The organism is Burkholderia sp. IDO3, assembly GCF_003366075.1.
GTDB classification, from domain to species: Bacteria; Pseudomonadota; Gammaproteobacteria; order Burkholderiales; family Burkholderiaceae; genus Burkholderia; species Burkholderia anthina.
Window position 1 is genome coordinate 2,258,034 of record NZ_CP028962.1, and the last position, 24,382, is coordinate 2,282,415.

Consider the following 24,382-nt stretch of genomic DNA (forward strand, 5'->3'; position numbering starts at 1 on the left):
GCTTGGGGGCGCCTGGTTCACTCCTCGACCAGCACCACCGTATTGACGTCGGGCATCTTCGACAGGTCCATGCGGAATTTCGAACCGTAGGTCGGCACGTCGAGTTCGTCCTCGGTGAGCGTCCACGTGTCCGGCAGCTCCCAGAACGTGCGGAACTGCTGCTCGAATTTCTCCGACAGGCCGAAGCTCGTCGCGAACATATGCTGCACCTGCGTCGACGCGTGCTTGAGCAGGATCCGTTCGCGCTCGCCCTTCATCCATTCGCGGGTCGGTTGCGAGCGCGCGAGACGCGCGTTGCGGATCTCGATGCGCTGCAGCGCGCTCGCCTGCGGGTCGACCGTCCAGATGCCGTTGGCATCCCGTGTCGCGACCGCCCCGTAGACCTTCTGCGCGTATTCGGGCAGCAGCACCGCATTGTTGAGATCGCGTTCGATCGCGTCGATTTCCCGGTCGAGCGGATCGCCGAAGCCGGGGCCGCCGCGCAGGTAGTTCAGGTAGAGATCGTAGTTGCTGTAGCAGTCCTCCGTGGTCATGCACTGCTGGTCGCGCTTGACGAGCGCGCCGGCGTTCAGGTGGCTTTCGTAGTCCGGCAGGTCCGGATTCGTATCGCCGCCGAGCGGCAGGCTCTCGCCCCGCGCGATGCGTTCCTCGAGGCCCGTGCGATGCGCTTCGAAGCGATAGCCGGTGGCGGGCGGGTAGCCGCCCATCAGCCCCCAGTCGCTGTTCATGTAGCCGTTGCCCATGAAGAACATCGTCCAGTCCTGCGCCTTCCAGACCATGCGCAGCGTCTCGAATCCGCAGCCGCCGCGGTACTTGCCGTAGCCGCCGGAATTCGACTTCACGTTGCGGCCGAGGTACAGCAGCGGCTCGGCCATCTCCCAGATCTCGATGTCGCCCATGTCGCCTTCGGGGTTCCAGATCGCGGCCGCGTGATTCAGGCCGTCCTTGATCGCGCACGCGCCGGTGCCGCACGACGAGGCCTCGAAGCTGTTCACCGCATGGATGTCGCCGTCCTGGTTGATCCCGCCGCCCTGCAGCCAGTTCGACGTGTTGGCGTTCCCCGCGTTGACTTCCTCCAGATAGCCGCGGCTGAAGTACGCCTGCGACAGGCCGCGCCACATCGCGCTCCAGCCCGACACCAGGAAGTGCCACGCGTAGGCGTGCCCGGTGCGGCGGTCGTCCGGGTTCATCCACGCGCCCTTGGGCAGATGGAATTCGGTGCCGAAATACGCGCCGTCGTTGATGCGCTGCGTCGGCACCAGCGTCTGCGTCATCATCACCCAGATGCCGCTCGTGAACGCGACCTGATGCGCGTTGTACGAGTGCCAGCCCCAACGGCTCGCGCCCTCGAAATCGAGCCGCCACGAACCGTCCTTGCGGATCTCCATCTCGACCGGCGAATGCATGATCGAGTCGAGCTTCGCGAATGCCGACGACGTCTGCACGTCCGGATGGTTGTACGGCACGTCGACGAACGCGACCTTGCGATACTTGCCCGGCAGCGTCATCGCCTTGATGCGCGTCTGCAGGCCGCGGCGCCCTTCCTCGATCACCTCGTAGCTGAATTCCTCGTATGCGTCGAGGCCTTCCTCGGCGATCACTTCCTCGATCAGGTCGCGGATCATGTGGCAACCGGCGATGCGCGTGCGCTCGTCGAGAATCCAGTACTTCGGCGTGCGAACCGAGCGCTGGCTCTCGTGCAGCCAGTCGCGCAGCGGCGTATCGTTCACGCCCGTCTTGCGGCACGTGATCATGTAGCCGTCGCCGAAGCGCTGCACCTGGCCCGTCGACATCGAGCCCGGCGTCACCGCGCCGGTATCGATCACGTGCGTGACGCCGCCGACCCAGCCGACCAGCTTGCCGTGCGCGAAAATCGGCACGATCGTCGCGATGTCGCACGGGTGGACGTTGCCGATCGAGCAGTCGTTGTTGGTGAACATGTCGCCGGGCTGAATGCCCGGGTTGGCTTCCCAGTTGTTCTCGATCATGTACTTGATCGCCGCGCCCATCGTGCCGACGTGGATGATGATCCCGGTCGACGTGAGCACGCAGTCGCCCGCCGCGTTGTAAAGCGTGAAGCACAGCTCGCCTTCCTGCTCGACGATCGGGCTCGCGGCGATCTTCTTGGCCGTTTCGCGCGCATGCACGAGGCCGCCGCGCAGCTTCGAGAACATCTTCTCGTAGCGGATCGGATCGCGCTCGCGCAGCTCGAGCCGCTCGAGCCCGTTGTAGTGGCCGGTTCGCTCGGTGCGCTCGAGAATGCCGTCGCGGAACTGCTTGAGCGTCTGGCCGTTCTTCAGCAGATCGGCGAAACCGACTTCCTGGCTGGACATCATGTTCATCGCATGTCTCCTTACTTGACTTCCCTGAGGTGGAAGAGGCGGTGCTTGTCGAGCGTGGTGGCGAAGCCCTCGGGGACGACGAACGTCGTCGCGTCGGATTCGATGATCGCGGGGCCGGTAATCTCGTTGCCCGGCTTGAGCGACTCCATCCGCCAGATCACCGCGTCGTGCCACCGCTTGTTGCGATACAGACGCCGCGTGCCGCCGCGGGCGTCCGCCGGCGGCGTCGGCCCGGCAACGGGGTCTTCCGGCAAGACCGGCTTCTGCGTGATGACCATCCCGCGCATGATCGCGCCCGTGACCGAGAAGCCCAGCTCCGGCGAGCGCGCGGAACTCGCATACACGCGGCCGTAGGTGTCTTCGAAGGCGGTCACGATCTTGTCCCAGTCGTCCGCACCGGACGCGCTCGCGATCGGCGATTCGATCTCGAGATCGTTGAGCTGGCCCATGTACTGCATCCGGAAGCCCGGCCGCAGGATCACGTCCCGTTCGCTGAAGCCGTTGATGCGAAACTCGTCGATCACCTTGGCCGTCAGTTCGGACCAGGCCTTCTGGATCGTCTGCGCGGCCCCCGCCTTTTCGTCGTCGGATGCGAGCTGCGGCACCGCGAGATCGACGCTCTTGTCGTAGCGATACTCGAAATCCGCGCACGCGCAGCCGAATGCCGAGAAGCCTGCCGCCCATGCCGGCACGACGACGTCCTTGAAGCCGAGCCCTTCGGTGTAGCCATAGGTATGAACCGGCCCCGCGCCGCCGTACGAGAAGCACACGAATTCGGTCGGGCTGTAGCCTTTCGCGCTGACGTTCGAGCGCAGGTATTCGCGCAACTGCAGGTCGAGCAGTTCGATCACGCCGGCCGCCGCATCCTCCACGGAGAGTCCGAGCGGCTCGGCGATCTGCACGCGGATGTGCTCGCGGGCGCGATTCACGTCGAGCTTGATCTGGCCGCCGAGGAAGTTGTCGGGATTCAGGTAGCCGAGCACGACGTGGCAATCGGATACGGACACCGTCGTCAGGCCGCTGTCGGGCCAGCATGTGCCGACGCGATAGCCGGCGCTGTCCGGCCCGAGCTTGATGGCGCCGCTGTACGGATCGAGCCGCACGAAGCTGCCGGCGCCCGCGCCGACCGAGTCCATCGTGACGAGCGGCAGCGACAGCACGAGGCGCGCCATGTCCGGGTCGGACGCGATCGCGAATTTGCCCTTCGTGATGAGCGCCATGTCGAACGACGTGCCGCCGATGTCCGAGCACGCGATGTTGTCGTAGCCGAGCGCTTCGCCGAGCAGCTTCGAGCCGATCACGCCGCCGATCGGCCCCGACACGATGGTGCGCGCCAGTTCCTTCGCTTTCCAACTGATCGTGCCGCCGTGCGTCGCCATCACCCGCAGGTCGAATTTCGCGCCGTGCTTGCGGAAGCGGTCGCTCACCTTCTTGAGCGTCTGCCGCGACGGTTCGGCCGCATACGCCTCGAGCACCGTCGTGTTCATCCGGTGGCTTTCCTTGCGCTGCGGGTAGTAGTCGACCGACGCGAAAACCGGGAGATCGACGCCGTGCCCGGCCAGCTCGTCGCGCACGATGTCGCGTGCCTGACGCTCGCTCGTCGCGTTCTTGTGCGACTGGAGGAAGCAGATGACGATCGCCTTGGCACCGGCGGCGACCAGTTCCCGCGTGGCCTGCCGCACTTCGTTTTCCCGCAGCGGAATGACGATTTCACCCTGGACGTCCGTACGCTCGGTGACGCCGCGCGTGCGCGACAACGGCACGAGCGGCTCGTCGTAGCGGTGCGTATTCAGATGGATGCGCTCTTCGAGCGCGTACCCGAGGTAGCTCTGGATCGCGCGCCCCATCAGGTGCACGTGCTCGAAGCCCTTGTTGACGAGCAGCCCGACTTCGAGCCCCTTGCGTTGCACGACGCGGTTGAGCATCGCCGTGCCGGAATACACGCAGGTGACGAGTTCCGGATAGACGTCGTCGACGTCGCGCTGCCAGTGTGCGAGCGCATCCTGCGACGAGTTGAAGATCGCCAGCGACTCGTCCTCCGGATTGCTTTGCGCCTTGCCGACGACGAACCGTCCGTCCTCGCGCACGAAGAAGGTGTCGGTCATCGTGCCGCCCGCGTCGATGCCCAAGACCTGGACTTGCGAAAGTCCTTCCATGGTTGATGTCTCCAATGATTGAAGTCGTGATGAGCCGTGTCCCGGTTCGAGCGAGGCCATCGTGCGATCCCGGGCGCCGGCTCGTCTGCAAAGAGGCAACAACCGTGCCATTCGGCGGATCGGGCCGCTCGAAGCGCGCCGGGCCATGCCTGGCGCGGGGTCGTCGAATCGGGCGCATTCGCGCGGGCCGGCGACGTCGCGACGGACGTCCGGATTCCGGACTGGCCCGGCGTCCGGATATCAGTCGGCGTCGACGGCGGACAGCTATCCACGCCGTCGTGCGGCGTCCCTGGCTGCGCGCCGTCGTTCGCGTTCAGCCATTCGGCTGATAGCCGCGCGGCCGGCCGGCCTCTAAAGTGACCGGAATCGACATCTTTCCGGAGAACGACATGACGCACCCGCAACCCCGTACGATCGCGATCACCGGCGCAGGCACCGGCATCGGCGCTGCGTGCGCGCGCCGCTTCGCGGCCCGCGGCGACCGCGTCGTGCTGATCGGGCGGCGGCGCGCACCGCTCGACGCGCTGGCCGCCGAAACGGGCGGCCTCGCGCTCGCGGGCGACGCGGCGAGCACGGCCGACTGGGCCGGCTTCCTGCCGGCAATCGCCGCACGGTTCGGCCGCGTCGACACGCTCGTCGCCTGCGCGGGCGGCCACGGTCTCGGCCGCGCGGACGAAACCGACGACGCCCGGTGGCGCGACGCGATGCACGCGAACCTCGACACCGCGTTCGTCAGCGCCCGCGCGTGCCTGCCCGACCTGATCGCGCAGCGCGGCAGCATCGTGCTGGTCGCGTCGATCGCCGCGCTCGCGGCCGGCCCCGGCGTGTGCGGCTACACGGTCGGCAAGCATGCGCTGCTCGGGCTCGCGCGGTCGCTCGCCCGCGACTACGGGCCGCACGGCGTGCGCGCGAATGCGGTATGCCCGGGCTGGGTCCGCACGCCGATGGCCGATGCGGAGATGGAACCGCTGATGTCCGCCTACGGCGACACGCTCGACGGCGCGTATGGGCGCGTGAGCGCCGACGTGCCGCTGCGGCGCGCGGCCGATCCGGACGAAATCGCGGCCGTGTGCGCGTTCCTCGCGTCGCCGGACGCGTCGTTCGTGACCGGCGCGACGCTCGTCGCGGACGGCGGCGCGATGGTCGTCGACGTACCGACGCTCGCATTCGACAAGCTGTGACGACGGGGCTCGCCGCCCCGCGCGGGCGCGTCGCCGAAGGCTGCCGCGCGGGGTTTCGCGCGCGTCTTCCGGCATGCCGCACGGCCGGCGCGTTTGCCCGCCCGAAAATCCGCTAACATCGACCGATCCGCCGCCGCACGCGGCACCGCCTCACCGTTCGGGATTCGATGAACATCCGGTTTCTTGAAACCTTCGTCTGGCTCGCGAAGCTGGAAAACTTCCGGCTCACGGCCGAGAAGCTGCATACGACGCAGGCCGCCGTGTCGAGCCGCATCGCGTCGCTGGAAGAGGCGTTCGACGTGCGGCTGTTCGACCGCAACACGCGTTCGGCCACGCTCACGCCCGCGGGCCGGCGCATGCTCGCGTATGCCGAGCGGATCGTGCGGCTCGACAGCGAGATGCGGCGCGACATCGATGCGGCGAGCGACGCCGGCCTGATCCGGATCGGCGTGATCGAGTCGATCGTGCACAGCTGGTTTCCGGCGCTGATGGCGCAACTGCGCGAGCGCTATCCGCGCCTCGACGTCGAGATCACGAGCGACACGACGCTGCACCTGATCCGGCTGCTGAGCACCGACGGCGTCGACCTGATCCTGCAGACCGACCCGGTGCCCGGCCCCGACTTCACGAACCTGCCGCTGTGCGAATTCCCGGTGCACTGGGCGGCCAGCCCGCGCCTCGGGCTCGGCGGCGAACGGCTCGACGTCGCGCGGCTCGCCGCGTATCCGATCATCAGCTTCTCGCGCCACTCGGGCCCGCACGCGACGATCGAGCGGCTGTTCGCGGCCGTCGAACGGCCGGCCAGCATCAACTGCATCACGTCGGTCGCCGCGATGATCCGGCTCGTCGCCGACGGCTTCGGCGTGGCCGCGCTGCCGCCCGCGATCATCGGCCGCGAACTGCAGGAAGGTGCGCTCGAACTGCTCGACGTCGAACCCGAATTCCCGGCGCTGCCGCTGGTCGCGTCGTATCGCGCGCAGGGCCTGCCCGTGGCCGCGCGCATCGCGGAACTGGCGAGCGAAGTCGCGCGTGCGATGCCGGCGGCCGCAAGTCATGCGAAGCCGGGCGCGCCGGCAAGGGCCGACGCGGATACCGGCCCCCTCGACAACGCGCCTGCCCGGGCGCCGGCCAGGACCAGAACCGCGGCGGCAAAACGCACGCCGAAATCCGCCCCGCCTGCGAAGCGCCGGCCGCGCCGCTCATAAGAAAACCTGTTCACCGCGAATTTGTTTTCTTGTTGGACGGGCGCGGCCCGTCTTCGGGACACTGCAGTTCCTGACACACCCCGTCTCAAGGAACCTCGCGATGACCCGCCTTTCCCTTCCTCACGGCCAGCTCTGCGTCTGGACGGATATCGACCCGACGTACGAAGCCGATTTCAACGCGTGGTACGACCGCGAGCACATGCAGGAGCGCGTCGCGATTCCGGGCTTCACGCATGCGCGGCGGTTTCGCGCGACCGATAACGGCCCGCGCAAATACCTCGCGCTGTACGTGACCGATACGCTCGACGTATTCCGCAGCGACGCGTACCGGCGCGCGTTCACGGATCAAACGGCCTGGTCGCTCGCGAATTTCGAGCGGATGACGGGCACGCAGCGACGGGTCGGCGACCTGACGATCGAAGCCGGCGACGGCGAAGGCGTGCATCTCGCGCTGTTCGTGCTGCCGCCGGAGCGCATCGACGTGCCGGGCCTGCGCGAACGCTTCGACGAAGCGCTGCGCGAACCCGGCATCCATGCGGCCCGGCTGTTCCGCACCGCGCCCGATCTTTCCGCGCCGATCGGTGCCGATGCGGCCGCGCGTCCGGCCGCCGACGCGCTCGTGCTGATCGAAGGCAGCGACGCAGCCGCCACGCGCCGTGTCGCCGCCGCGCTCGCCGGGCACGACGCGGTGCGCACGTTCGACCTGCTGTGGCGCGCGGCCACGCCGCTCGCGCTCGCCCGCCGCGATGCCGAAACGAAGCCTGTCGCCGCCGCATTGTCCGCCTGAACCCCGACGCCGCGACGGCCGCGCCGCACGCTCGCAGCGCGCGGCCGGCCCGTCGGCCACGCTCGCCCTCCCGTCATCCGTCACGACATGCCCGACACCATGAGCACGCTCGCCCAGCCCGCCACCCACGCGCCACGCCGCGTCCGCAACAGCCGACTCGCGACCGCGAGCATGATCGGCACGTCGCTCGAGTGGTACGACTTCACGATCTACAACACGCTCGCCGCGCTCGTCTTCAATCACCTGTTCTTTCCGTCGGTCGATCCGCTGGCCGGCACGATCCTCGCGTTCTCGACCTATGCGGTCGGCTACGTGTCGCGTCCGCTCGGCGGCTTCGTGTTCGGCAACCTCGGCGACCGGATCGGCCGCCGCGCGGTGCTGATGCTCACGCTCGTGCTGATGGGGCTGACGACCGCGTTGATGGGCGCCCTGCCGACCTACGCGCAGGCGGGCATCCTGAGCCCGATCCTGCTCGTCGCGCTGCGCTTCGTGCAGGGCGTCGCGCTCGGCGGCGAATGGGCCGGCGCGGTGCTGCTGTCGGTCGAGCACGGCGACCAGAAACGCCGCGGGCTGTCCGCGTCGTGGACGCAGATCGGCCCGTCGTTCGGCACGCTGCTCGGCACCGGCTGCATCGCGCTCGTCACGCTGTCGACCACGTCCGGCGACTTCCTGTCGTGGGGCTGGCGCGTGCCGTTCGCGGCCAGTGCGCTGCTCGTCGTGTTCGGTTTCTGGCTGCGCCGCGGCGTCGACGAAACGCCGCAGTTCGAGCAGCTCGCCGAATCGCACGCGACCGCGGAAGTGCCCGTCGCCGAGGTGCTGAAGTGCCACTGGCGGCGCCTGCTGATCGCCGGCGGTTCGCGGATCGGCTCGGACGTGCTGTACGCGCTGATCGTCGTGTTCACGCTGACCTACGTGACGACCGTGCTGCACCTGTCGCGCCCGGTCGCGCTGACGGCCGTGATGGTCGGCACGGCCTGCAACGCGCTCGCGGTGCCGTTCTTCGGCGCGCTGTCGGACCGCTTCGGACGCCGTCCGGTGTATCTCGCCGGCGCGATCGCCGGCATCGTGTGGGCGTTCGTGTTCTTCACGATGCTCGATTCGGCACGGCCCGCCGCGATCGTCGCGGCCGTCGCGATCGGCCTCGTGATCCATGCGGTGATGTACGGCCCGCAAGGCGCATTCGTCACCGAGCAGTTTCCGACCCGCGTGCGTTACGCCGGCTCGTCGCTGGCGTACACGCTCGCGGGCATCGTCGGCGGCGGCTTCGCGCCGCTCGTGATCGCCGCGCTGTTCCGCGAGACGGGCACGACGACAGCCGTGTCGCTGTACGTCGCCGCGGCGCTCGTCGTCACGTCGGTCGCGCTGCTCGCCGCGCGCGAAACCGCGCATCGGCCGCTCGCCGATTGAGCGTCGCCCGTCGATCGTTTCATTCATTCGCACTTCAAACGGATATCCGCATGCCAGCCCTGTCGTTCAACGTGATTCCCCTGCAAGGCGCGCCGGCCGCCGTCGACGTCCAGATCGAGCGCGTCGTGATCGCCGGCTGGGCCGGACGCGATCCCGCCGCGATCCGCGCGCACATCGACGAACTCGCGGCCCTCGGCGTCGCGCCGCCGTCGACCACGCCGTGCTTCTATCGCGTGGCATCCGCGCTGCTCACCCAGGCGCCGTCGATCGGCGTGCTCGGCGCGCGCTCGGGCGGCGAGATCGAGTGCGTACTGATCGACAGCCCGGCCGGCACGCTGGTCACGCTCGGGTCGGATCACACCGATCGGGAAGTCGAGGCGTATGGCGTCGCGGTGTCGAAGCAGGTATGCGCGAAGCCGCTCGGCCGCGACGCGTGGCGCTACGCGGACGTCGCCGGTCACTGGGATGCGATCGGGATGCGTTCGTGGTGGATCAAACGCGACGGCGAACGCGTCGCGTATCAGCATGGCGCGGTCAGCGGGCTGCTCGCGCCCGATGCGCTGTGGCAGCGCTTCGACGACCGTCGCACGATGCCCGCGCGCTGCGCGATGTTCGGCGGCACCGTCGTCGTGCATGGGGCCATCGCGGCGATGGACGACGGCGATGCGTTCGAGATGGAACTGCACGATCCGGTGCTCGGGCGCAGCCTGCGGCACCGGTATGCGGTCGAAGTGTTGCCGGTCGTGGCATAACGGCGGGCGGTGGCAATAAACATCCGCCGGATACCGGCTCACCCCGCGGCTCACCCCGCGGCTTACCCCGCCGCGCCCGCTCGCGGCAAGCACCCCAACCCCGCCAGCGCTTCCTCCACCGCCGTGTCGAGCGGCGTCACCGGCTCGCGGCCGAGCGCCGCCGTCACGCGCGCGTTGTCCATCCGCAGCGGCTCGCGCCACAGATAGCGCATCTCGAGCATCTCGCGCATCGTCGTGACGAACGGCGCGGCCACCCACACGAGCCACCACGGGAAACGCCGCACCGTCGGCCGCATCCCGTGCCGTTGCGCGACGCGGCGCACGGCCTGCGCCATCTGCGTGCCATCCGCGTCCCAGTGACCGCCGAGATGAAAGCGCGCGAACGGCTCCAGCGTATCGCGCCGCTCGATCAGTTCGACCATCGTGCGCGCGACGTCCGGCAGGTATGCCCATTGATGGCCGACGCCCGGCCGGCCCGGCACGCTGATGGCGGCCACGGGCCGCCCGGCCTTGACGAGCCCCTGTCCGAACCAGTTGTTGCCCGCGTGCGCGCCGAAAAAATCGCCGGCCCGCACGATGATCGTCCGCACGCCCTGCGCGGTCGCCGCCTGCAGCCGCCGCTCCAGCTCGACGCGAATCGCGCCCTTGCGGGTCGTCGGATGCTGCGGCGCCTCTTCGCGCAACACCGGAAACGCGTCGGGGCCGTAGTTGTATACCGTCCCGGGCAGCACGACGGTCGCCTGCGCCACCGTCGCCGCCGCGATCGTGTTGTCGATCATCGGCAGCACCTGCTCGTTCCAGTTCCGGTAGCCGGGCGGGTTCACCGCGTGCACGATCACGCTGCAGCCGCGCGCCGCGCGGACCACCGCTTCGCGGTCGAGCGCGTCGCCGCGCATCCACGCGATGCCGTCGCGCTCCACCGTCTCGGCGTCGAGCCCGCGCTTGAGCGCGCGCACCTGCCAGCCGGCATCGCGCAACTGACGTGCGACCTCGCCGCCGATGCCTCCGCTCGCGCCGAGCACGAGTGCCAGTGGTTGCGTCCCGCCTGCGTTCGTCGTCATTACCGCTCTCCCTGAATGAACCGTCGATGAGCGCATTCTGGCGCGCGGCCGGCTAACAAGGAATTGCCGAACCCAATGGATCGGCTATACATTTATGCATGACCACCGATCTGAACTGGGAACGCTACCGGACCTTCCTCGCCGTGCTGACGGAGGGCTCGCTGTCGGGCGCCGCGCGTGCGCTCGGCATCACGCAGCCGACGGCCGGCCGCCACGTCGCGGCGCTCGAAAGCGCGTTCGGTCAGACCCTGTTCACACGCTCGCCGTCGGGGCTGCTGCCGACCGAGGCCGCCCTCGCGCTGCGCGGCCATGCGGAAGCGCTGCGCAGCGCGGCAGCCGCGTTCGAGCGCGCCGCCGCGAGCCATGGCGCGGGCGTGCGCGGCACGGTCCGCATTTCGGCCAGCGACGTGATCGCGGTCGAGGTACTGCCGCCGATGCTCGCGCAGTTGCGGCGCGAGCATCCGGGGCTCGTGATCGAACTGGTGCCGACCGACCGCATCCAGGACGTGCTGAACCGCGAAGCGGACATTGCGGTGCGCATGACGCCGCCCGCGCAGGACGCGCTCGTCGCGCGGCGCGTCGGCGATCTCGAAGTGGGGCTGTATGCACGCGACGACTATCTGGCGCGCAACGGCACGCCGTCGACGCTCGACGCGCTCGCGCACCACGCGCTGATCGGCTTCGATACGGTCACGCCGTTCATCCGCTCGGCGAGCCGCGGGATGCCGATGTGGAAGCGCGATGCGTTCGCGTTGCGCACCGACAGCAATCTCGCGCAGCTCGCGATGATCCGCGCCGGCTACGGGATCGGCTTCTGCCAGAGCGGGCTCGCGACACGCGATGCGCGGCTCGCCCGCGTGCTGCCGGACAGGCTCGCGATGACGCTGGAAACCTGGGTGGTCATGCACGAGGATCTGCGTACGAGCCCGCGTTGCCGGGCCGTGTTCGATGCGCTGGCGAACGGGCTGCGCGCGTATGCCGAAGGGACGGCCGACTAGGCCGCACGCCCCTGCCGCCCCTGCCGCATCGGCACTGCGCCGCGCCGCGCGCTACTCGTAGATCTTGCCGGCGAACAGGATGTCGGCGATACGCCGCCACGGATTGTCGGGCAGCTCGTAGCAACGCAGCCCCTCCTCCGATGCCTCGGCCCAGTCGACCATCGCCTCGAGGTATTCGCCGATCGAGCGGTTCTCCCAGCCGAGCACCGCGGCCGCATACGGCGCCGGCGGCACGTCGGCCTCGAGCTGGCGCTCCGTGTGCCAGTCATGGCCGAGCACGCGCAGGAAATGGATCAACGAGCGCTCGTCCACCACCCGCTCCAGCGCGTGCTGCAACCGCTCGGCCATCTGGCTCTTCAGTTCGTCGTTCATGCGTGGCCCCCTGCCGGTCCCCCGAATACATGCCGACACCCCGCGCGCGGCACGATTTCACATCAGCAACTGCCGCGACAGCACCTCGCGCGCCTGCGTGACGGTCTCGCGTTCGCCGGGCATCGGCGGCGTCAGCGAGAACACCGCATCGGGCAGCACCGGCAGCCGGTATTTCGGGCCGAGGCGCACGAGCCCTTCACCGATCGCCGACGCGCACAGGCAACCGACGCCCAGCCCTGCCGCCAGCATCGACTGCAACCCCGCGACGCCCGATGCGCTGTGCACGAGCACGTACGGCGCGTGCTGCTCGTCGAGCGAGCGCACCGCGATCTGATGCATCATGCAGTCGTCCGGCAGCAGCACGAGCGGCAACGGCTCGGGCAACTGCTCGGCCAGCGCCGGCGACGTGACCCACGACAACGGCTCGCGCCGCAGCACCCAGCGCGTATCGGCCGACGCGGGCCGGAACGGGCCGCTCGACAGGTTCATCACGACGCCGAGATCGATCTGCCCGCGCGCATGCGCGGTTTCGATCTCGGCACTCTTCATCGCGCTCACGTGCAGGCTCAACTGCGGGTAGCACTCCCGCAGCCGCGCGAGCAGCCCCGCGACTTCATGCGTCCGGTAGTAATCGGTGATCGCGACGCGCAATTCGCCCTTGATCGCCTGCCCGCGCAGCTCGTCGAACGCCGCCTCGTTCAGCGCGACGATGCGCCGTGCGTGCTGCAGCAAGCGCGCGCCGGCCGGGGTCGGCTCGACGCCGCGCTTGCTGCGCACGAACAGCGGCACACCGGCGCGCGCTTCGAGCTTGCGTACCTGCTCGCTGACCGTCGACTGTGACAAATGCAGCCGCGGCGCGGCCGCCGTCAGGCTGCCCGCATCCGCCACCGCCGCGAAAGTGCGCAACTGATCCAGATCGAAACCGCGCATCGCCTTCTCCATCCATCGAATAACCCGATGGATACTACCACCCATTCCCGCTTTTCCGAATCATCGGCGATCCGCAGAATGTCGCTTCAACGGCACGCTGCCGAACCCGGCTCGCCCGGCCCGGCATGCGGCCCTCATTCTTTCGGACCTCCGTACATGACCGACAACACCCTCGCCCGTTGCGCGCCGGCCGGCACGGCCGCCGCGGCACCGGCGCGCAGCCATCATGGCTGGGCGCTCGTGGTCCTGCTGGTCGGCGCCATTCTGCCGCCGCTCGACTACTTCATCGTGAATCTCGCGTTGCCCGCCATCCGCGACGGCATCGGCGCCCGCCCGGCCCAGCTGGAGCTCGTCGTGTCGGCCTATGCGTGCGCGAACGCGGTCGTGCAGATCACCGGCGGCCGCCTCGGCGACCTGTACGGCCGCAAGCGCATGTTCATGATCGGCATGGCCGGCTTCGTGGTCGCGTCGACCCTGTGCGGGCTCGCCGGCAGCGGCGCGGTGCTCGTCGGCGGCCGCGTGCTGCAGGGGCTGTTCGCGGCGATCCTCGCGCCCCAGGTGCTCGCGACGATCCGCAGCGTGTTCAGTCCGCAGGAGCAGGTGCGCGTGATGGGCTTCTACGGTTTCGTGTTCGGGCTTGCCGCCGTGATCGGCCAGCTCGGCGGCGGCGCGCTGATCAGCCTGCATCCGTTCGGGCTCGGCTGGCGCGCGATCTTTCTCGTCAACCTGCCGATCGGCATCCTCGCGCTGATCGGCAGCTGGCGCTTCATCCCGGAAAGCCGGCCGCCGCGCGGCCAGCGCATCGACGTGCCCGGCACGGTGCTGCTGTCGCTGTTCCTGCTAATGCTCGTCTATCCGCTCACGCACGGGCGCGAAGCCGGCTGGCCGCTGTGGATGGTCGCGTGCCTCGTCGGCGCGCTGCCGATGCTCGGTGCGCTGCTGACGGTCGAAGCGCGCCGGCTCGCCGGCGGCCGCGATCCGCTACTGGACGTGCGCCTGCTGCGCAACCCCGTCGTCGCGCTCGGGCTCACGCTCGCGTTCCTGTTCTACATGCTGAGCGTGTTCTTCCTGAGCTACGGGATCTATCTGCAGGGCTGCCTGAACTGGTCGCCGCTCGCGTCCGGGCTCGCGATCCTGCCGCTCGGCATCGGCTTCCTGGCAAGCCCGCTGCTGATGCCGCGCCTCGTCGACCGGTTCGGCGGCTATCGCGTGCTCACGCTCGGCTTCGCGATACTGGCGGCCGGTGTCGCGACCGCGGCCGCACTGGCCGGCGACCATGCGCCCGGCGCCGGTTTCTATGCCGGCATCGCGGCGATCGGGATCGGACAAGGGCTCGTGCTGCCGTCGGTCGTGCGGATCGTGCTCGCGGAAGTCGACGCGGCCCGTGCGGGAGTCGCATCCGGCATGGTCACGGCGATGTTGCAGATCGGCGCGGCCGTCGGCGCGGCGACGCTCGGCGGGCTGTTCTTCTCGCGGCTCGGCGCGCATCCGGCCGCAGCCGATTACGTCGCGGGTTTCCGGACGGCGATGTGGGCGCTGACGGCCCTGCTGCTCGTGTGCATCGCACTGTCGGCCGCGTTGGGGCCGATGCATCGGCGGGCGCGGGCCGACGCGTGACGCTGCCGGGCCGGGAACGCATCGGCGGCGGCGGCGAAGCGGGAGCGGGAGCGGCGCATGCGCGGCCGTTCGCCGGCACCGGCATCACGTCACTGCTGATGCTTTCGTTGCGGATGCCGCGCTTCCCATTCGGCCAGCTCGACGCGATAGCGCGCGAGCGCTTCGTCGTACAGGTCGAAAACGCACGGCGAACAACCGCTGTTGCAGCAGTCTTCCAGTTCGGGTTGTACGGGCGGGGTCGGACGCGGATCGTCCGCGGGGGATTCGGAAGCGGGAAACTTGGGCACGGCGAAAATCGGATGAAAAGACGTGTTCAGTATACGCGGATGCTGCGTCACATCCGTTCGTGATCGCGGCGCCGCTCGTTCGTCCATAATGCCCGGATTATCGGCGACCCGGACAGCCATGCCGACGACACGCTCCCGCTGCGCGCATGACCCGCGCCCGGGCGGGTCGCGACGCACGCCGTCGCTGTCCGGACCGCCCAACCCTCTGCCCTCGGGAGTCGCGTCATGGCCGAAGCCGTGAATCCGCCGGAAGTCTGGGCGCCGTTCGGCGCGTTCTCGATGGCCGTGATTCAGGGCGACGGCCGGATCGTGCATCTGAAGGGACAGGTCGCGCTCGACCGGGACGGGCACGTCGTCGGTGCCGGCGACATGCGTGTGCAAGTCCGGCAGACGCTCGGCAACATTCGGGACGTGCTCGCCGCGCTCGGCGGGCAGATGCAGGACGTGATCTCGCTGGTTCACTACGCGACCGACATCGACGCGTTCATGCAGGCCGGCGACGTTCGCAAGGCGTTCTTCGCCGAACCCTATCCCGTGACGACGACCGTCCAGGTCGAACGTCTGTACCGTCCCGATCTGCTGATCGAAATCGCGGCGGTCGCGGAAATTCCGCTGACGCGGTTCCGCAGGCCGTCCCCCCAGGCATGAATCGCCGGCCCGGTGGCGGCCGACGCGACGGCCGGGATGCTGCCGGCCGACCGCGTTGCCACCGCCATCGCGCCTATTTCGCCGGCGCCTCCGGCTTCGCCTTGTCGGCGAGCGGTTGCCACGCGGCACCCAGCGCGTACCAGTCGATGCGGCGCGTGAGCGTCATGATCCCGGCGAGGATCGCGAACAGCAGCAGCGAACCGAGCATCAGCGCGTTGTCCTCCGACAGCAGCAAGCCGTAGAGCGCCGCGTACAGGATCGCGAGCAGCCCGGCGAATGCGGCGCCGCGCTTCACGCTGTGCAGCACGAACGACAGATAGAAGCCGAGCAGCCCGATGCATGCGCCGCTTGCCGCGAGATACGCGTAACCGAACGCGACGTGCTCGGACAGGCTCAGCAACAACAGGAAGAACAGCGCGAGCGACAGGCCGACCAGCAGGTACTGGATCGGGTGAATGCGCAACCGCTTCACGAGTTCGTACATGAAGAAACTCGCGAACGTCAGGATCACGAACAGTGCGCCATACTTCGTCGCGCGTTCGGTCTGCAGATAGACGTTCACCGGTTCGATCACCGACACCGACGCCGTCTCCAGCGCGCCCTCCCCGTTGCCGGCCGCGATCTGCTCGCGCACCTTCGTATTGAACGACGTCACGCGCCAGTTGCCGGTGAACCCGTGCGCGTCGACGGTGCGGCGATGCGGCAGGAACGTGCCGTCGAAGCTCGGATGCGGCCACGTCGACTTCAGCGAAAAATCGTTCTGGTCGGCCACCGGCGCGAACGAAACGGATTCCGCGCCGCGCAGCGGCAACGCGATGCTGAACGGGACGACCGCCCCCGGATTCGCGTCCGCCAGCGTCGCGAGATCGAGGTTCGCGTGCACGCCCTGGCGCAGGCCGTCGAGCCCCGTGCCCTGCTCCAGGCCGAGCGCCCGGCCGCCGAGGTTCAACACCGGCTGCGACGTCAGCCCGCGAATATCGCCGATGCCGATCGCGACGTATGCGCCGTCGATCGTGAAACTCACGTGAGCGTCGGCCTGCGGCAGCTTCTTCAGGTCCGGCAGCGCCAGCGTGCCCGACAGCCGGCTCTGCAGGTCGTACACCAGCACCTTGTGGATGCCGCGATAGCGCACGCTCGTCTCCAGCGTGCCGTCGACGTTCAGCGTCTTCGGAAACACGAACAGGCGCCGGCTCTCGCGATGCAGGCTCGTCTTCGTCGCGCCGCCGGCCGGCGTGTCGTCGCGCACGCGCGTGACTTCCGTGTACCGCACGACCAGCACCGGGCCCGTCACCGTCTGCGGCCCCGCATAGCTGGACCAGACGCTCTGCCGCGCGCTGTCGCGATATGCGGCGCGTTCCTGCACGATGCCGCCGACCATCCGTAACGGGATCAGGATCAGCAGCGCGAGGAGCGCGGTGATCAGGGATTTGAACAACAGGACTCGATTCATGCTGACGGATACCGGAGTGAAGGTGCGCTCAGCATGAGCCGGCCCGGTGAAGGCCGATTGAAGCAGGTGTGAAGCGAAGGTGTGGCGAGCGTGTGGCGGGCGTGAAGCGCTCAGCCCGGCGACGGCAGCGTGAGCGTCGCGCACGCGCCGCCTTCGTTGCGGTTCGCGAGCGCGATCTGGCCGCGATGCAGCATCGCGACTTCGCGGACGAAGCACAGGCCGAGCCCCGTGCTGCGGTCCTGCCCGTCGGGACGCGGCAGCGAATAGAAACGCTCGAACACCCGCGCCAGCGCGTAGTCGGGCACGCCGGGGCCGTCGTCGACGACGCGCACGACCGCGACCTGCCCGCGCCCCGCCGCGTGCCGTTCAAGTGCGACCCGGATCGCGCTGCCGCGCGGCGCGAAATCCAGCGCGTTGTCGAGCAGGTTGCCGAGCGCCTGGCGCAGCAGGAACGGATCGCCGTCGACGATCGCCGCGCCGGCCGTCCGGTCGGCATCGATTCGCACGCTCACGCCGCGCTGACGCGCACGCGGCTCGAGATCGTCGACAAGCTGCTCCAGCACCGGCAGCAGCGCGACCGGCTCGTGTACCGACAGCCGCTGCTTCTGCTCCACTTCGGCGAGCGCGAGCAGCTTGCGGATCATCTGCTCGAGACGGCCGGCCTGGCGGCGGATGTTCTCGGTGAAACGCCGGCGGTTCGCGACCGGCATCTCTTCGTGCAGCAATTCGGCCGCGCCGCTGATCGCCGCGAGCGGGCTCTTCATTTCGTGCGTGAGCGTGTGGATGTAGGTTTCGACATATTGCCGGTCCTCCAGACGCTGGTGCATGGTTTCCACCGCGCGGCCGAGCTCGGCCAGTTCGTTCGCGCCCTGCAGCGGCATCGTCGCGCGCTCGCCGGCCGCGATCGCGCGCGCATAGCGCTGCAGGCGCCGCAGCCCGAGCACGAGCCACCACGTGCACGCGACGCCGATCAGGATCGCGCCGCCCATCAACAGCGCGCCATACAGCATGATCTTGCGCTGGCTGCGCGCGATGAACGGCGCGACAGTCTGGTTCGGCTTCGCGATCGTCAGCACGCCGATGATCGCGTCGCCGTGCCGGATCGGCGCCGCGACGTGCATCACGGTGCTGCTGTCGTCGTTCGGATCGGCGCGCGTGCTGCGCGCGCCATACTCGCCGCGCAACGTCCGGTACACGTCGTTCCAGCGCGAATAGTCCTGACCAACCGCGACGCCGGCCGAGTCGTAGCGGACGATGCCGCGCGCATCGGTGACGTAGATCCGGTAGCTGATCGCGTCCTTGTGCATGCCCCAGACGTTCGCGCTGACCGGACGCGCGTGCAGCGTGTCGAGCTGGCGCGCGAACGCGCCGTCGGCGATGTGTCCGCTCGCCATGTCGTCGGATGCGAGCGTCGCGAGCGCCTGGGCGGTGTCGACCAGCGTGTCCTCCATCGCTTCGCGTACGCCGGGCTTCACCTCCTGCACGAACACCCGCAGCGTGATCAGCGCGGCGAGGCCGACGATCAGGAAGAAGCCGAAGAAGATGCGCAGGCCGATATGCATGGTGCGGTGCCGGTCGTCACGGTTGCAGCGAATAACCCATGCCGCGATGCGTGCGGATCGGGTCGCGTTCGGGGGCGATCGCGCGCAGTTTCGCGCGCAGCGTCTTGATGTGCGTGTCGACCGTGCGGTCGGCCGAGTCGAATGCCTCGTGCCACACGAGGTCCATCAGCTGCTCGCGCGAGTAGATGCGCCCCGGATGCCGGACGAGCAGCGCGAGCAGGCCGAATTCGTAGCGCGTCAGGTTCAACGGGTGGCCGAGCCATGCCACGCGCGCGCCGTCGATGTCGAGTTCGAAGCCCGGCGCGATGGACGCAACGGGCGCGGCTGGCGCGGGTGTCGCCGTTGCCGGCTGTGGCTGTGGCTGTGGCTGCGGATGCGGATGCGGATGCGGATGCGGATGCGGATGCGGCATGGCCGGCCGGTAGAAGCGCCGCAGGATCACGCGCACCCGCGCGGCCAGTTCGCGCGGCGAGAACGGCTTGACCACGTAATCGTCCGCGCCGATTTCGAGGCCGACGATCCGGTCGATCTCGTCGTGCCGCGCGGTGAGGAAGATCACCGGCACGTCCGAGAACGTCCGCAGCCGGCGGCACACCTCGAAGCCGCTCAGGTCCGGCAGGCCGACGTCGAGCACCACGAGGTCGAAGCGCGTGTCGCTCAAGCGGTCGAGCGCCGCCTGCCCGAGCGTGCAGTGCACGGTCTGCATGCCCTCCGTGCCGAGGGCGTAGACGATCGTGTCCGCGATCGCCAGTTCATCTTCGACGATCAGGATATGTGGCTGATTCATGGTCTCGGGTTCTGTCGCGCAATCCGGTGCGACATTGTACGCACGGCCGGATGCGGCACACGCCGCGCCGCCGCGAGCCCCCCCATCCGTTACGCCACGCGACCGCTCACCGGAATCGATGCGCCGGTGATCGCCTGCGCGTCGGCCGACAGCAGGAACCCGATCGTCGCCGCGAGCTGTTCGGGCCGGACCCAGCGCGAGAAGTCCGCGTCGGGCATGTCCTTGCGGTTCGGCGGCGTGTCGATGATGCTCGGCAACAGCGCGTTCACGGTCACGCCGCGATCGAGCAGTTCCGCCGCCAGCGCCTCGGTGAGCCGCGCGACGCCCGCCTTCGCGGCCGCATACGCGCCCATCCCCGCGCCGGCCTTGAACGCCGCGCCCGCGCCGATGTTGACGATGCGGCCGGCCTGGCTCGCCACCAGATACGGCAGCGCGGCCTTCGACGCATTCAGCGCCGTCTTCACGTTCAGTTCGTACATGCGATCCCACGTGGCCGCATCGCCATCGGCGATCGTCTGCCACACGAATGCACCGGCGATGTTCAGCAGCGCGTCGACCCGGCCGAATTCGCGATTCACGGTGTCGAGCGCCTGCACGGCCGCCTGCGGATCGACGAGATCGATCCCGCCGATGCGCAGTGCGTCGGCCGGCACGCCGGGTAGCGCCTGCGCGTCCGGCGCCGCGCCGCGGCCGATCAGCGCGACGCGCGCGCCGCGCTGGCCGAGCCACGCTGCCGTGGCGACGCCGAGATGGCCGAATCCGCCGGTGATCGCGACTGCCTTGCCTTTCAGGTCGTGTTCCATCGGTGTGTTCTCCAGTGTCGAGGGTGTTCGATTATGCGCGCTGCGAGGCCGATACCGGCCGCAGCCCGAGTGTGCCGCGCCGGCGTTTCGACAGCGTAGCGCCGTTCATGCCGCCGTGCGCACGGCGACGAGGTTGCGGCCGCGCAGTGCCTCCGTCGTCTCGCCCCGGTTGTCCGGGCGCCAGCCCGGCGGCGGCATCACGAAGCGCGGCGCGGTCCGGACGTCGCGGGCAGTGGCGACATCGCGGGCCAGGCTTGCCCAGTGCTCGAAGCACGACACCGTCGCATCGGATACGGATCGTCTCGCTCGATCGCCAGGCAGTTCGCGACGAAGTACACGGCAAATGCGTGGGTGCCGACGACATCGGCAAGCTGATACGCCGGCGCTACACCTGTGCGGCACGACTGCACGCGCCGGCAGGCGGCCGGGCATAATGCGCGATCACGATGCGCCGCGCGGTGCGTCGTGATCGTGCCGGGCCCTTGAGCGGCCCGCGCCGCTTCCGTACCGAAACCCGAACCGCAACCCGTCAATCCCATGCAAGTACTCGTCGTTGGCGCCGGCAAGCTGGCAACCGAACTGCTCCGCTCGCATCAGCTCGATCCCGCAATCTGTCACGTGATGCCCTGGTCGGATGGCGCGCGAGCCGATGCCGAACGTAGCGATGCAAGCCATAGCGACGCCCGACGTGACGACACCCGATCGATCGTCGTCCATGCCGGTTCCGGCCGCGAGCTGCCCGACGCAATCGCGTTCTGCCGCGCCACGGGTTCGACGCTCATCGAGTTGTCGACCGGCTCCGGCCTCGAAACCGGATCACACGATTTCCCCGTCGTGCTCTGTCCGAACACGAACATCCTGATGCTCAAGTTCATGAGCATGCTGGAAACCAGCGGCCATCTGTTTCGCGACTGCAACATCAGCGTGACCGAGTCGCATCAGGCCAGCAAGACGTCCGTGCCCGGCACCGCGGTCGACATCGGTCAGTCGCTCGGCGTGCCGGCGCACGATATCCGCTCCGTGCGCAACCCCGCCGAGCAGCGCGATGCCTTGCAGATTCCCGACGACCAGCTCGGCCGCCACGCATTCCACCGGATCCGCATCGAGGACGGCGCGTGCAGCCTGCAGTTCGAATCCCGCGTGTATGGCGCATCGCCCTACGCAGACGGTGTGTCGCGCATCGTCGACGCCGTGCGCCAGCGGGATCTCGAGCGGCGCCGTTATTCGATCGTCGAGTTCATTCGCAACGGCTGGCTGTAATCGCGCGTACGCACGCCCCGACCGTCGACAGCGCTGACGACGCGCCCGCCGGCCGCCACCGCGCAGCCCTCCTCGCCCGCGTCATCCGTCGCCCAGCACGGCCCCGCTCTCCGGCAACGTCGCGCCGCCGTCGACGACGATCGTCTGCCCGGTGATGTACGCCGCATCGGCCGACGCGAGAAACAGCATCGCGTTCGCGATGTCCTCCGGCTCGCCCATCCGCGCGAGCGGAATGTCGCGCGCGATCTGCGCGGCGACCGACGCGTCGCCGAGATTGCCGGCGGCAGGCGTGCGAATCATCCCCGGCTCGACGCCATTGACCGTCACGTTGCGGCGCGCGAGTTCGAGCGCCGCCGCGCGGATGAAACCGTTCACGCCGGCCTTCGATGCCGCGTAATGCGCGAGCCCCGGATACACGACGCGCGGCCCCGTCACCGACGACGTGACGAGCAGCCGCCCGGCCCCCGCGCGCTCGAATGCGGGCAACGCGGCCTGCGCGAGCCAGAACAGCGCCGACAGGTTGACCGACAACGTCCGCTCGAGCACCGGCACATCGATCTGCGCAAACGGGGTCAGCGGGAAATACGCAGCGTTGTGCACGACGACGTCGAGCCGCCCGCCGTCGCGCTCGACCGCCGCGACGAGCGCGCAGAGTTCTTCGCGGCTCGCGGCGTCGACGCGATAGGCGCGCGCATCGGCACCCGCGCTGGCAAGCGCCTCGGCCTGCGCGGCGGCCGCGTCGCCGTTGAGATCGGCGAGCGCGACGAACGCATCGGATTCCGCGAAACGGCGCGCGATCGCCGCGCCGATCCCCTGCGCGGCGCCCGTCACGAGCACGACCCGCCCGCTGAAATCCGCACGCAGGCGGCCGCTGCCCGGCGTGGCGTTCATTGCGCCGCCTCGCCGCCGAGCGGATGCACGGTTTCGTTCAGCACCTGCGCATGCGCGCCGATCGGGAAATTCGACAGCGAGCCGAAATCGCCGCCCTGATAACCGAAGATCTTGCCGTCGGTCTTGCGCTGCGCGAGATCGATCAGCACGACGCCGAGCGTCGGCACCACTTTCTCGCGCCAGACGAACAGATACAGTTGCGCCGCGATCTTGAAGTAATGGCAGCGGTCGACGTCGGCCAGCCCGCCTTCGACGCCCAGCAGGCACTGCCATGCATAGAAGTTCTCGTTCAGGTAGATGTGCTCGTAGCATTCGGTCGGGCTGTAGCGGTACATCGTCCGCTTGCCGATCAGCTCGCGCGTGGGCCCGTGCAGCGGGCCCGGCTCCGCATGGCCGCCGAGCGTGCCGTGCCGGAACGCGGCGTCGACGCCCGTCAGCGGCAACCCGCGCGCGACGCGCGTGAACGCGTCGATGTGCGTGTCCGCCTCGGTCGGCAGCGTGCCGATCACCGACGTCCACACGCCGTTGCCGATGTCGATCACGAGGCTGACCGACGTCGCGCGCGCCGCCGGGTCGATGTAGTCGACGAAGTACAGTTCGTCGCGCAGCCGCGTGACCCGGCACGGCGCATGCCCGCCCGTGTCGGTCGCCGCATCGCGCCATTGCAGCGCACCCGCCTCGAACGTATAGACGCGCCACGCGCCCGATGCGTCGCCGAGGACGAGCGCCCGCCCCGCGAGTGCGTTCACGGGCGTGAGGATGTTCGCGTCCGGCGCAAAACCGTCCGCCAGTGCGCCCACCTGAATGAATACCGGATCCTGTTGTTCCACCTGCCGCCTCCTGCGCAACTTCAGGCCCGGCGGGCCGTGTACGCTGCTCATGTGCACATGGTGGCGGCTGCGCGCGCGGCGCGGTATCGGCCAAAAGGATGAAGGGCGCGCGCGGCCGGAACGCGCTAAAGTGCACGGAATCCGCGTCGCCGACGCGCCAGGATCACCCATGCACAGTGTCACCCACTACCGACGGACCGACGAAGGCATCGAGGCGATCAGCCTCGAGTCCGATCGCGCGTTTCCGCGGCATGCGCACGATGAATTCGGGGTCGGCGTGATCGTCAGCGGCGCGCATCGATCATGGAGCGGCCGCGGGCAGGTCGACGCGCTGGCCGGCGACGCGATCATGGTCAATCCCGGCGAAATGCACGACGGCATGCCGATCGACGCGGGCACGGGCCGGCGCTGGCGGATGCTGTACCTCGCGCCCGCGCTGGTTGCGGGCGTCGCGGCGGAAGAAGGCCTCGGCGGCGTCGAACTCGCGCATCCGGCCGTGCGCGACGCGCGGCTCGCCGCCGCGTTCGGCCGGCTGCATGCGCGGATCGTCGAAGGCGAAACGCCGGCGCTCGCGCGCGACGAAGCGCTCGTGATGCTGGTCGCCGGGCTGCTTGCCCGGCATGCGAACCGCGCACTGCCGGCCGCGCGCGTCGCGCCGGCGATCCGCGTTGCCCGCGAACGGCTCGATGCCGCGCCCGCCGCACCCGTTTCGCTTGCGGAACTGGCCGGCTTGAGCGGCGTGAGCCGCTTCCAGTTGCTGCGCGGGTTCGCACGCGAACTCGGCATCACGCCGCATGCGTATCTGGTGCAGTCGCGCACGCGGCTCGCGCGTGCGCTGCTCGCGAGCGGCACGCCGATCGCGGATGCGGCGGCCGAAGCCGGTTTTGCCGACCAGAGCCACCTGACGCGTGCCTTCGCGCGCCAGTTCGGGATCACGCCGGGAAGGTTCACGCAGGCCGGGTAACGGGCTTCGTTGCGCGACGCGCCTCTATCGCAACGACACGGGCCGTTGCCGTGACGTAGCGATGCCGATCGATCAGACAGACGCTGTGCCCC

22 protein-coding genes are annotated in these 24,382 nt (G+C 69.2%); 10 read left to right on the forward strand and 12 right to left on the reverse strand.

Going from position 1 to position 24,382, the window contains the following annotated elements:
- Positions 1–17: 17 nt before the first annotated feature.
- Positions 18–2,342 carry a hydantoinase B/oxoprolinase family protein gene (locus tag DCN14_RS10300; RefSeq protein WP_096501404.1) on the reverse strand — a complete coding sequence of 775 codons (2,325 nt, stop codon included), beginning with the start codon at positions 2,340–2,342 and terminating at the stop codon, positions 18–20.
- Between the two features lie 11 nt (positions 2,343–2,353).
- On the reverse strand, positions 2,354–4,498 hold the full coding sequence (locus DCN14_RS10305; protein ID WP_096501406.1) for a hydantoinase/oxoprolinase family protein: 2,145 nt from the start codon (positions 4,496–4,498) through the stop codon (positions 2,354–2,356).
- A gap of 389 nt (positions 4,499–4,887) precedes the next feature.
- On the opposite strand from DCN14_RS10305, the gene DCN14_RS10310 reads away from it, so the two are divergent.
- The 5 genes from DCN14_RS10310 (at position 4,888) to DCN14_RS10330 (ending at position 9,830) form a co-directional block, all read left to right on the forward strand.
- Complete coding sequence (locus DCN14_RS10310; RefSeq protein ID WP_096501408.1) at positions 4,888–5,679, forward strand: SDR family oxidoreductase; 792 nt, start codon at positions 4,888–4,890, stop codon at positions 5,677–5,679.
- A 167-nt stretch (positions 5,680–5,846) separates the two neighbouring features.
- Positions 5,847–6,884 carry a LysR family transcriptional regulator gene (locus DCN14_RS10315; RefSeq protein WP_096501410.1) on the forward strand — a complete coding sequence of 346 codons (1,038 nt, stop codon included), beginning with the start codon at positions 5,847–5,849 and terminating at the stop codon, positions 6,882–6,884.
- Between the two features lie 100 nt (positions 6,885–6,984).
- Positions 6,985–7,671: a DUF4286 family protein gene (locus DCN14_RS10320; protein WP_096501412.1), complete on the forward strand. Its 687-nt coding sequence runs from the start codon at positions 6,985–6,987 to the stop codon at positions 7,669–7,671.
- 87 nt (positions 7,672–7,758) lie between these two features.
- Positions 7,759–9,078: an MFS transporter gene (locus DCN14_RS10325; RefSeq protein WP_096501414.1), complete on the forward strand. Its 1,320-nt coding sequence runs from the start codon at positions 7,759–7,761 to the stop codon at positions 9,076–9,078.
- A gap of 50 nt (positions 9,079–9,128) precedes the next feature.
- A complete protein-coding gene (locus tag DCN14_RS10330) occupies positions 9,129–9,830 on the forward strand; it encodes a DUF2848 domain-containing protein (protein WP_096501416.1) in 702 nt (233 codons plus the stop codon).
- Positions 9,831–9,892: 62 nt separating this feature from the next.
- Here DCN14_RS10330 and DCN14_RS10335 read toward each other — a convergent pair whose 3' ends face one another.
- A complete protein-coding gene (locus DCN14_RS10335; RefSeq protein ID WP_096501418.1) occupies positions 9,893–10,891 on the reverse strand; it encodes an NAD-dependent epimerase/dehydratase family protein in 999 nt (332 codons plus the stop codon).
- Between the two features lie 98 nt (positions 10,892–10,989).
- Between DCN14_RS10335 and DCN14_RS10340 the strand changes: the two genes are divergently transcribed.
- Positions 10,990–11,889 carry a LysR family transcriptional regulator gene (locus DCN14_RS10340; RefSeq protein ID WP_096501420.1) on the forward strand — a complete coding sequence of 300 codons (900 nt, stop codon included), beginning with the start codon at positions 10,990–10,992 and terminating at the stop codon, positions 11,887–11,889.
- Between the two features lie 51 nt (positions 11,890–11,940).
- Here the strand turns inward: DCN14_RS10340 and DCN14_RS10345 are convergent, their stop codons facing one another.
- On the reverse strand, positions 11,941–12,261 hold the full coding sequence (locus tag DCN14_RS10345) for a hypothetical protein (RefSeq protein ID WP_096501422.1): 321 nt from the start codon (positions 12,259–12,261) through the stop codon (positions 11,941–11,943).
- A gap of 57 nt (positions 12,262–12,318) precedes the next feature.
- Positions 12,319–13,191 carry a LysR family transcriptional regulator gene (locus DCN14_RS10350; protein WP_096501540.1) on the reverse strand — a complete coding sequence of 291 codons (873 nt, stop codon included), beginning with the start codon at positions 13,189–13,191 and terminating at the stop codon, positions 12,319–12,321.
- A 156-nt stretch (positions 13,192–13,347) separates the two neighbouring features.
- Between DCN14_RS10350 and DCN14_RS10355 the strand changes: the two genes are divergently transcribed.
- Positions 13,348–14,808: an MFS transporter gene (locus DCN14_RS10355; RefSeq protein WP_096501424.1), complete on the forward strand. Its 1,461-nt coding sequence runs from the start codon at positions 13,348–13,350 to the stop codon at positions 14,806–14,808.
- Positions 14,809–14,897: 89 nt separating this feature from the next.
- Here the strand turns inward: DCN14_RS10355 and DCN14_RS10360 are convergent, their stop codons facing one another.
- Entirely contained in the window at positions 14,898–15,095 is a 198-nt protein-coding gene (locus DCN14_RS10360; RefSeq protein WP_096501542.1) for an oxidoreductase-like domain-containing protein, read from the reverse strand.
- A 225-nt stretch (positions 15,096–15,320) separates the two neighbouring features.
- Between DCN14_RS10360 and DCN14_RS10365 the strand changes: the two genes are divergently transcribed.
- The gene (locus tag DCN14_RS10365; RefSeq protein WP_096501426.1) at positions 15,321–15,743 is read left to right on the forward strand and encodes a RidA family protein; all 423 of its coding nucleotides are present in this window, start codon (positions 15,321–15,323) and stop codon (positions 15,741–15,743) included.
- A 73-nt stretch (positions 15,744–15,816) separates the two neighbouring features.
- Here DCN14_RS10365 and creD read toward each other — a convergent pair whose 3' ends face one another.
- From creD to DCN14_RS10385, 4 genes are all read right to left on the reverse strand, one after another.
- Positions 15,817–17,193, reverse strand: a complete 1,377-nt coding sequence (gene creD, locus DCN14_RS10370) for a cell envelope integrity protein CreD (protein ID WP_096501428.1) — start codon at positions 17,191–17,193, stop codon at positions 15,817–15,819.
- A gap of 110 nt (positions 17,194–17,303) precedes the next feature.
- Positions 17,304–18,755 carry a two-component system sensor histidine kinase CreC gene (creC, locus tag DCN14_RS10375; protein WP_096501430.1) on the reverse strand — a complete coding sequence of 484 codons (1,452 nt, stop codon included), beginning with the start codon at positions 18,753–18,755 and terminating at the stop codon, positions 17,304–17,306.
- Between the two features lie 16 nt (positions 18,756–18,771).
- Positions 18,772–19,542 (reverse strand): two-component system response regulator CreB, encoded by a 771-nt coding sequence (locus DCN14_RS10380; protein ID WP_096501432.1) that lies wholly within the window; start codon positions 19,540–19,542, stop codon positions 18,772–18,774.
- 89 nt (positions 19,543–19,631) lie between these two features.
- Complete coding sequence (locus tag DCN14_RS10385; protein ID WP_096501434.1) at positions 19,632–20,345, reverse strand: SDR family NAD(P)-dependent oxidoreductase; 714 nt, start codon at positions 20,343–20,345, stop codon at positions 19,632–19,634.
- 537 nt (positions 20,346–20,882) lie between these two features.
- Between DCN14_RS10385 and DCN14_RS10395 the strand changes: the two genes are divergently transcribed.
- A complete protein-coding gene (locus DCN14_RS10395; protein WP_096501436.1) occupies positions 20,883–21,605 on the forward strand; it encodes a dihydrodipicolinate reductase C-terminal domain-containing protein in 723 nt (240 codons plus the stop codon).
- 81 nt (positions 21,606–21,686) lie between these two features.
- On the opposite strand, the gene DCN14_RS10400 is transcribed toward DCN14_RS10395, so the two are convergent.
- On the reverse strand, positions 21,687–22,496 hold the full coding sequence (locus DCN14_RS10400) for an SDR family oxidoreductase (protein ID WP_096501438.1): 810 nt from the start codon (positions 22,494–22,496) through the stop codon (positions 21,687–21,689).
- On the reverse strand, positions 22,493–23,326 hold the full coding sequence (locus tag DCN14_RS10405) for a molybdenum cofactor biosynthesis F family protein (protein ID WP_096501440.1): 834 nt from the start codon (positions 23,324–23,326) through the stop codon (positions 22,493–22,495). Before DCN14_RS10405 ends, DCN14_RS10400 begins: the two co-directional genes overlap by 4 nt.
- 169 nt (positions 23,327–23,495) lie before the next feature.
- On the opposite strand from DCN14_RS10405, the gene DCN14_RS10410 reads away from it, so the two are divergent.
- Positions 23,496–24,290 carry an AraC family transcriptional regulator gene (locus DCN14_RS10410; RefSeq protein WP_096501442.1) on the forward strand — a complete coding sequence of 265 codons (795 nt, stop codon included), beginning with the start codon at positions 23,496–23,498 and terminating at the stop codon, positions 24,288–24,290.
- Positions 24,291–24,382: the final 92 nt, after the last annotated feature.

Coding starts and splice junctions, on each gene's coding strand:
- DCN14_RS10300 (WP_096501404.1), bottom strand. CDS start 2,342: ATGAACATGATGTCCAGCCAGGAAGTCGGTTTCGCCGATCTGCTGAAG.
- DCN14_RS10305 (WP_096501406.1), bottom strand. CDS start 4,498: ATGGAAGGACTTTCGCAAGTCCAGGTCTTGGGCATCGACGCGGGCGGC.
- DCN14_RS10310 (WP_096501408.1), top strand. CDS start 4,888: ATGACGCACCCGCAACCCCGTACGATCGCGATCACCGGCGCAGGCACC.
- DCN14_RS10315 (WP_096501410.1), top strand. CDS start 5,847: ATGAACATCCGGTTTCTTGAAACCTTCGTCTGGCTCGCGAAGCTGGAA.
- DCN14_RS10320 (WP_096501412.1), top strand. CDS start 6,985: ATGACCCGCCTTTCCCTTCCTCACGGCCAGCTCTGCGTCTGGACGGAT.
- DCN14_RS10325 (WP_096501414.1), top strand. CDS start 7,759: ATGCCCGACACCATGAGCACGCTCGCCCAGCCCGCCACCCACGCGCCA.
- DCN14_RS10330 (WP_096501416.1), top strand. CDS start 9,129: ATGCCAGCCCTGTCGTTCAACGTGATTCCCCTGCAAGGCGCGCCGGCC.
- DCN14_RS10335 (WP_096501418.1), bottom strand. CDS start 10,891: ATGACGACGAACGCAGGCGGGACGCAACCACTGGCACTCGTGCTCGGC.
- DCN14_RS10340 (WP_096501420.1), top strand. CDS start 10,990: ATGACCACCGATCTGAACTGGGAACGCTACCGGACCTTCCTCGCCGTG.
- DCN14_RS10345 (WP_096501422.1), bottom strand. CDS start 12,261: ATGAACGACGAACTGAAGAGCCAGATGGCCGAGCGGTTGCAGCACGCG.
- DCN14_RS10350 (WP_096501540.1), bottom strand. CDS start 13,191: ATGCGCGGTTTCGATCTGGATCAGTTGCGCACTTTCGCGGCGGTGGCG.
- DCN14_RS10355 (WP_096501424.1), top strand. CDS start 13,348: ATGACCGACAACACCCTCGCCCGTTGCGCGCCGGCCGGCACGGCCGCC.
- DCN14_RS10365 (WP_096501426.1), top strand. CDS start 15,321: ATGGCCGAAGCCGTGAATCCGCCGGAAGTCTGGGCGCCGTTCGGCGCG.
- creD (WP_096501428.1), bottom strand. CDS start 17,193: ATGAATCGAGTCCTGTTGTTCAAATCCCTGATCACCGCGCTCCTCGCG.
- creC (WP_096501430.1), bottom strand. CDS start 18,755: ATGCATATCGGCCTGCGCATCTTCTTCGGCTTCTTCCTGATCGTCGGC.
- DCN14_RS10380 (WP_096501432.1), bottom strand. CDS start 19,542: ATGAATCAGCCACATATCCTGATCGTCGAAGATGAACTGGCGATCGCG.
- DCN14_RS10385 (WP_096501434.1), bottom strand. CDS start 20,345: ATGGAACACGACCTGAAAGGCAAGGCAGTCGCGATCACCGGCGGATTC.
- DCN14_RS10395 (WP_096501436.1), top strand. CDS start 20,883: ATGCAAGTACTCGTCGTTGGCGCCGGCAAGCTGGCAACCGAACTGCTC.
- DCN14_RS10400 (WP_096501438.1), bottom strand. CDS start 22,496: ATGAACGCCACGCCGGGCAGCGGCCGCCTGCGTGCGGATTTCAGCGGG.
- DCN14_RS10410 (WP_096501442.1), top strand. CDS start 23,496: ATGCACAGTGTCACCCACTACCGACGGACCGACGAAGGCATCGAGGCG.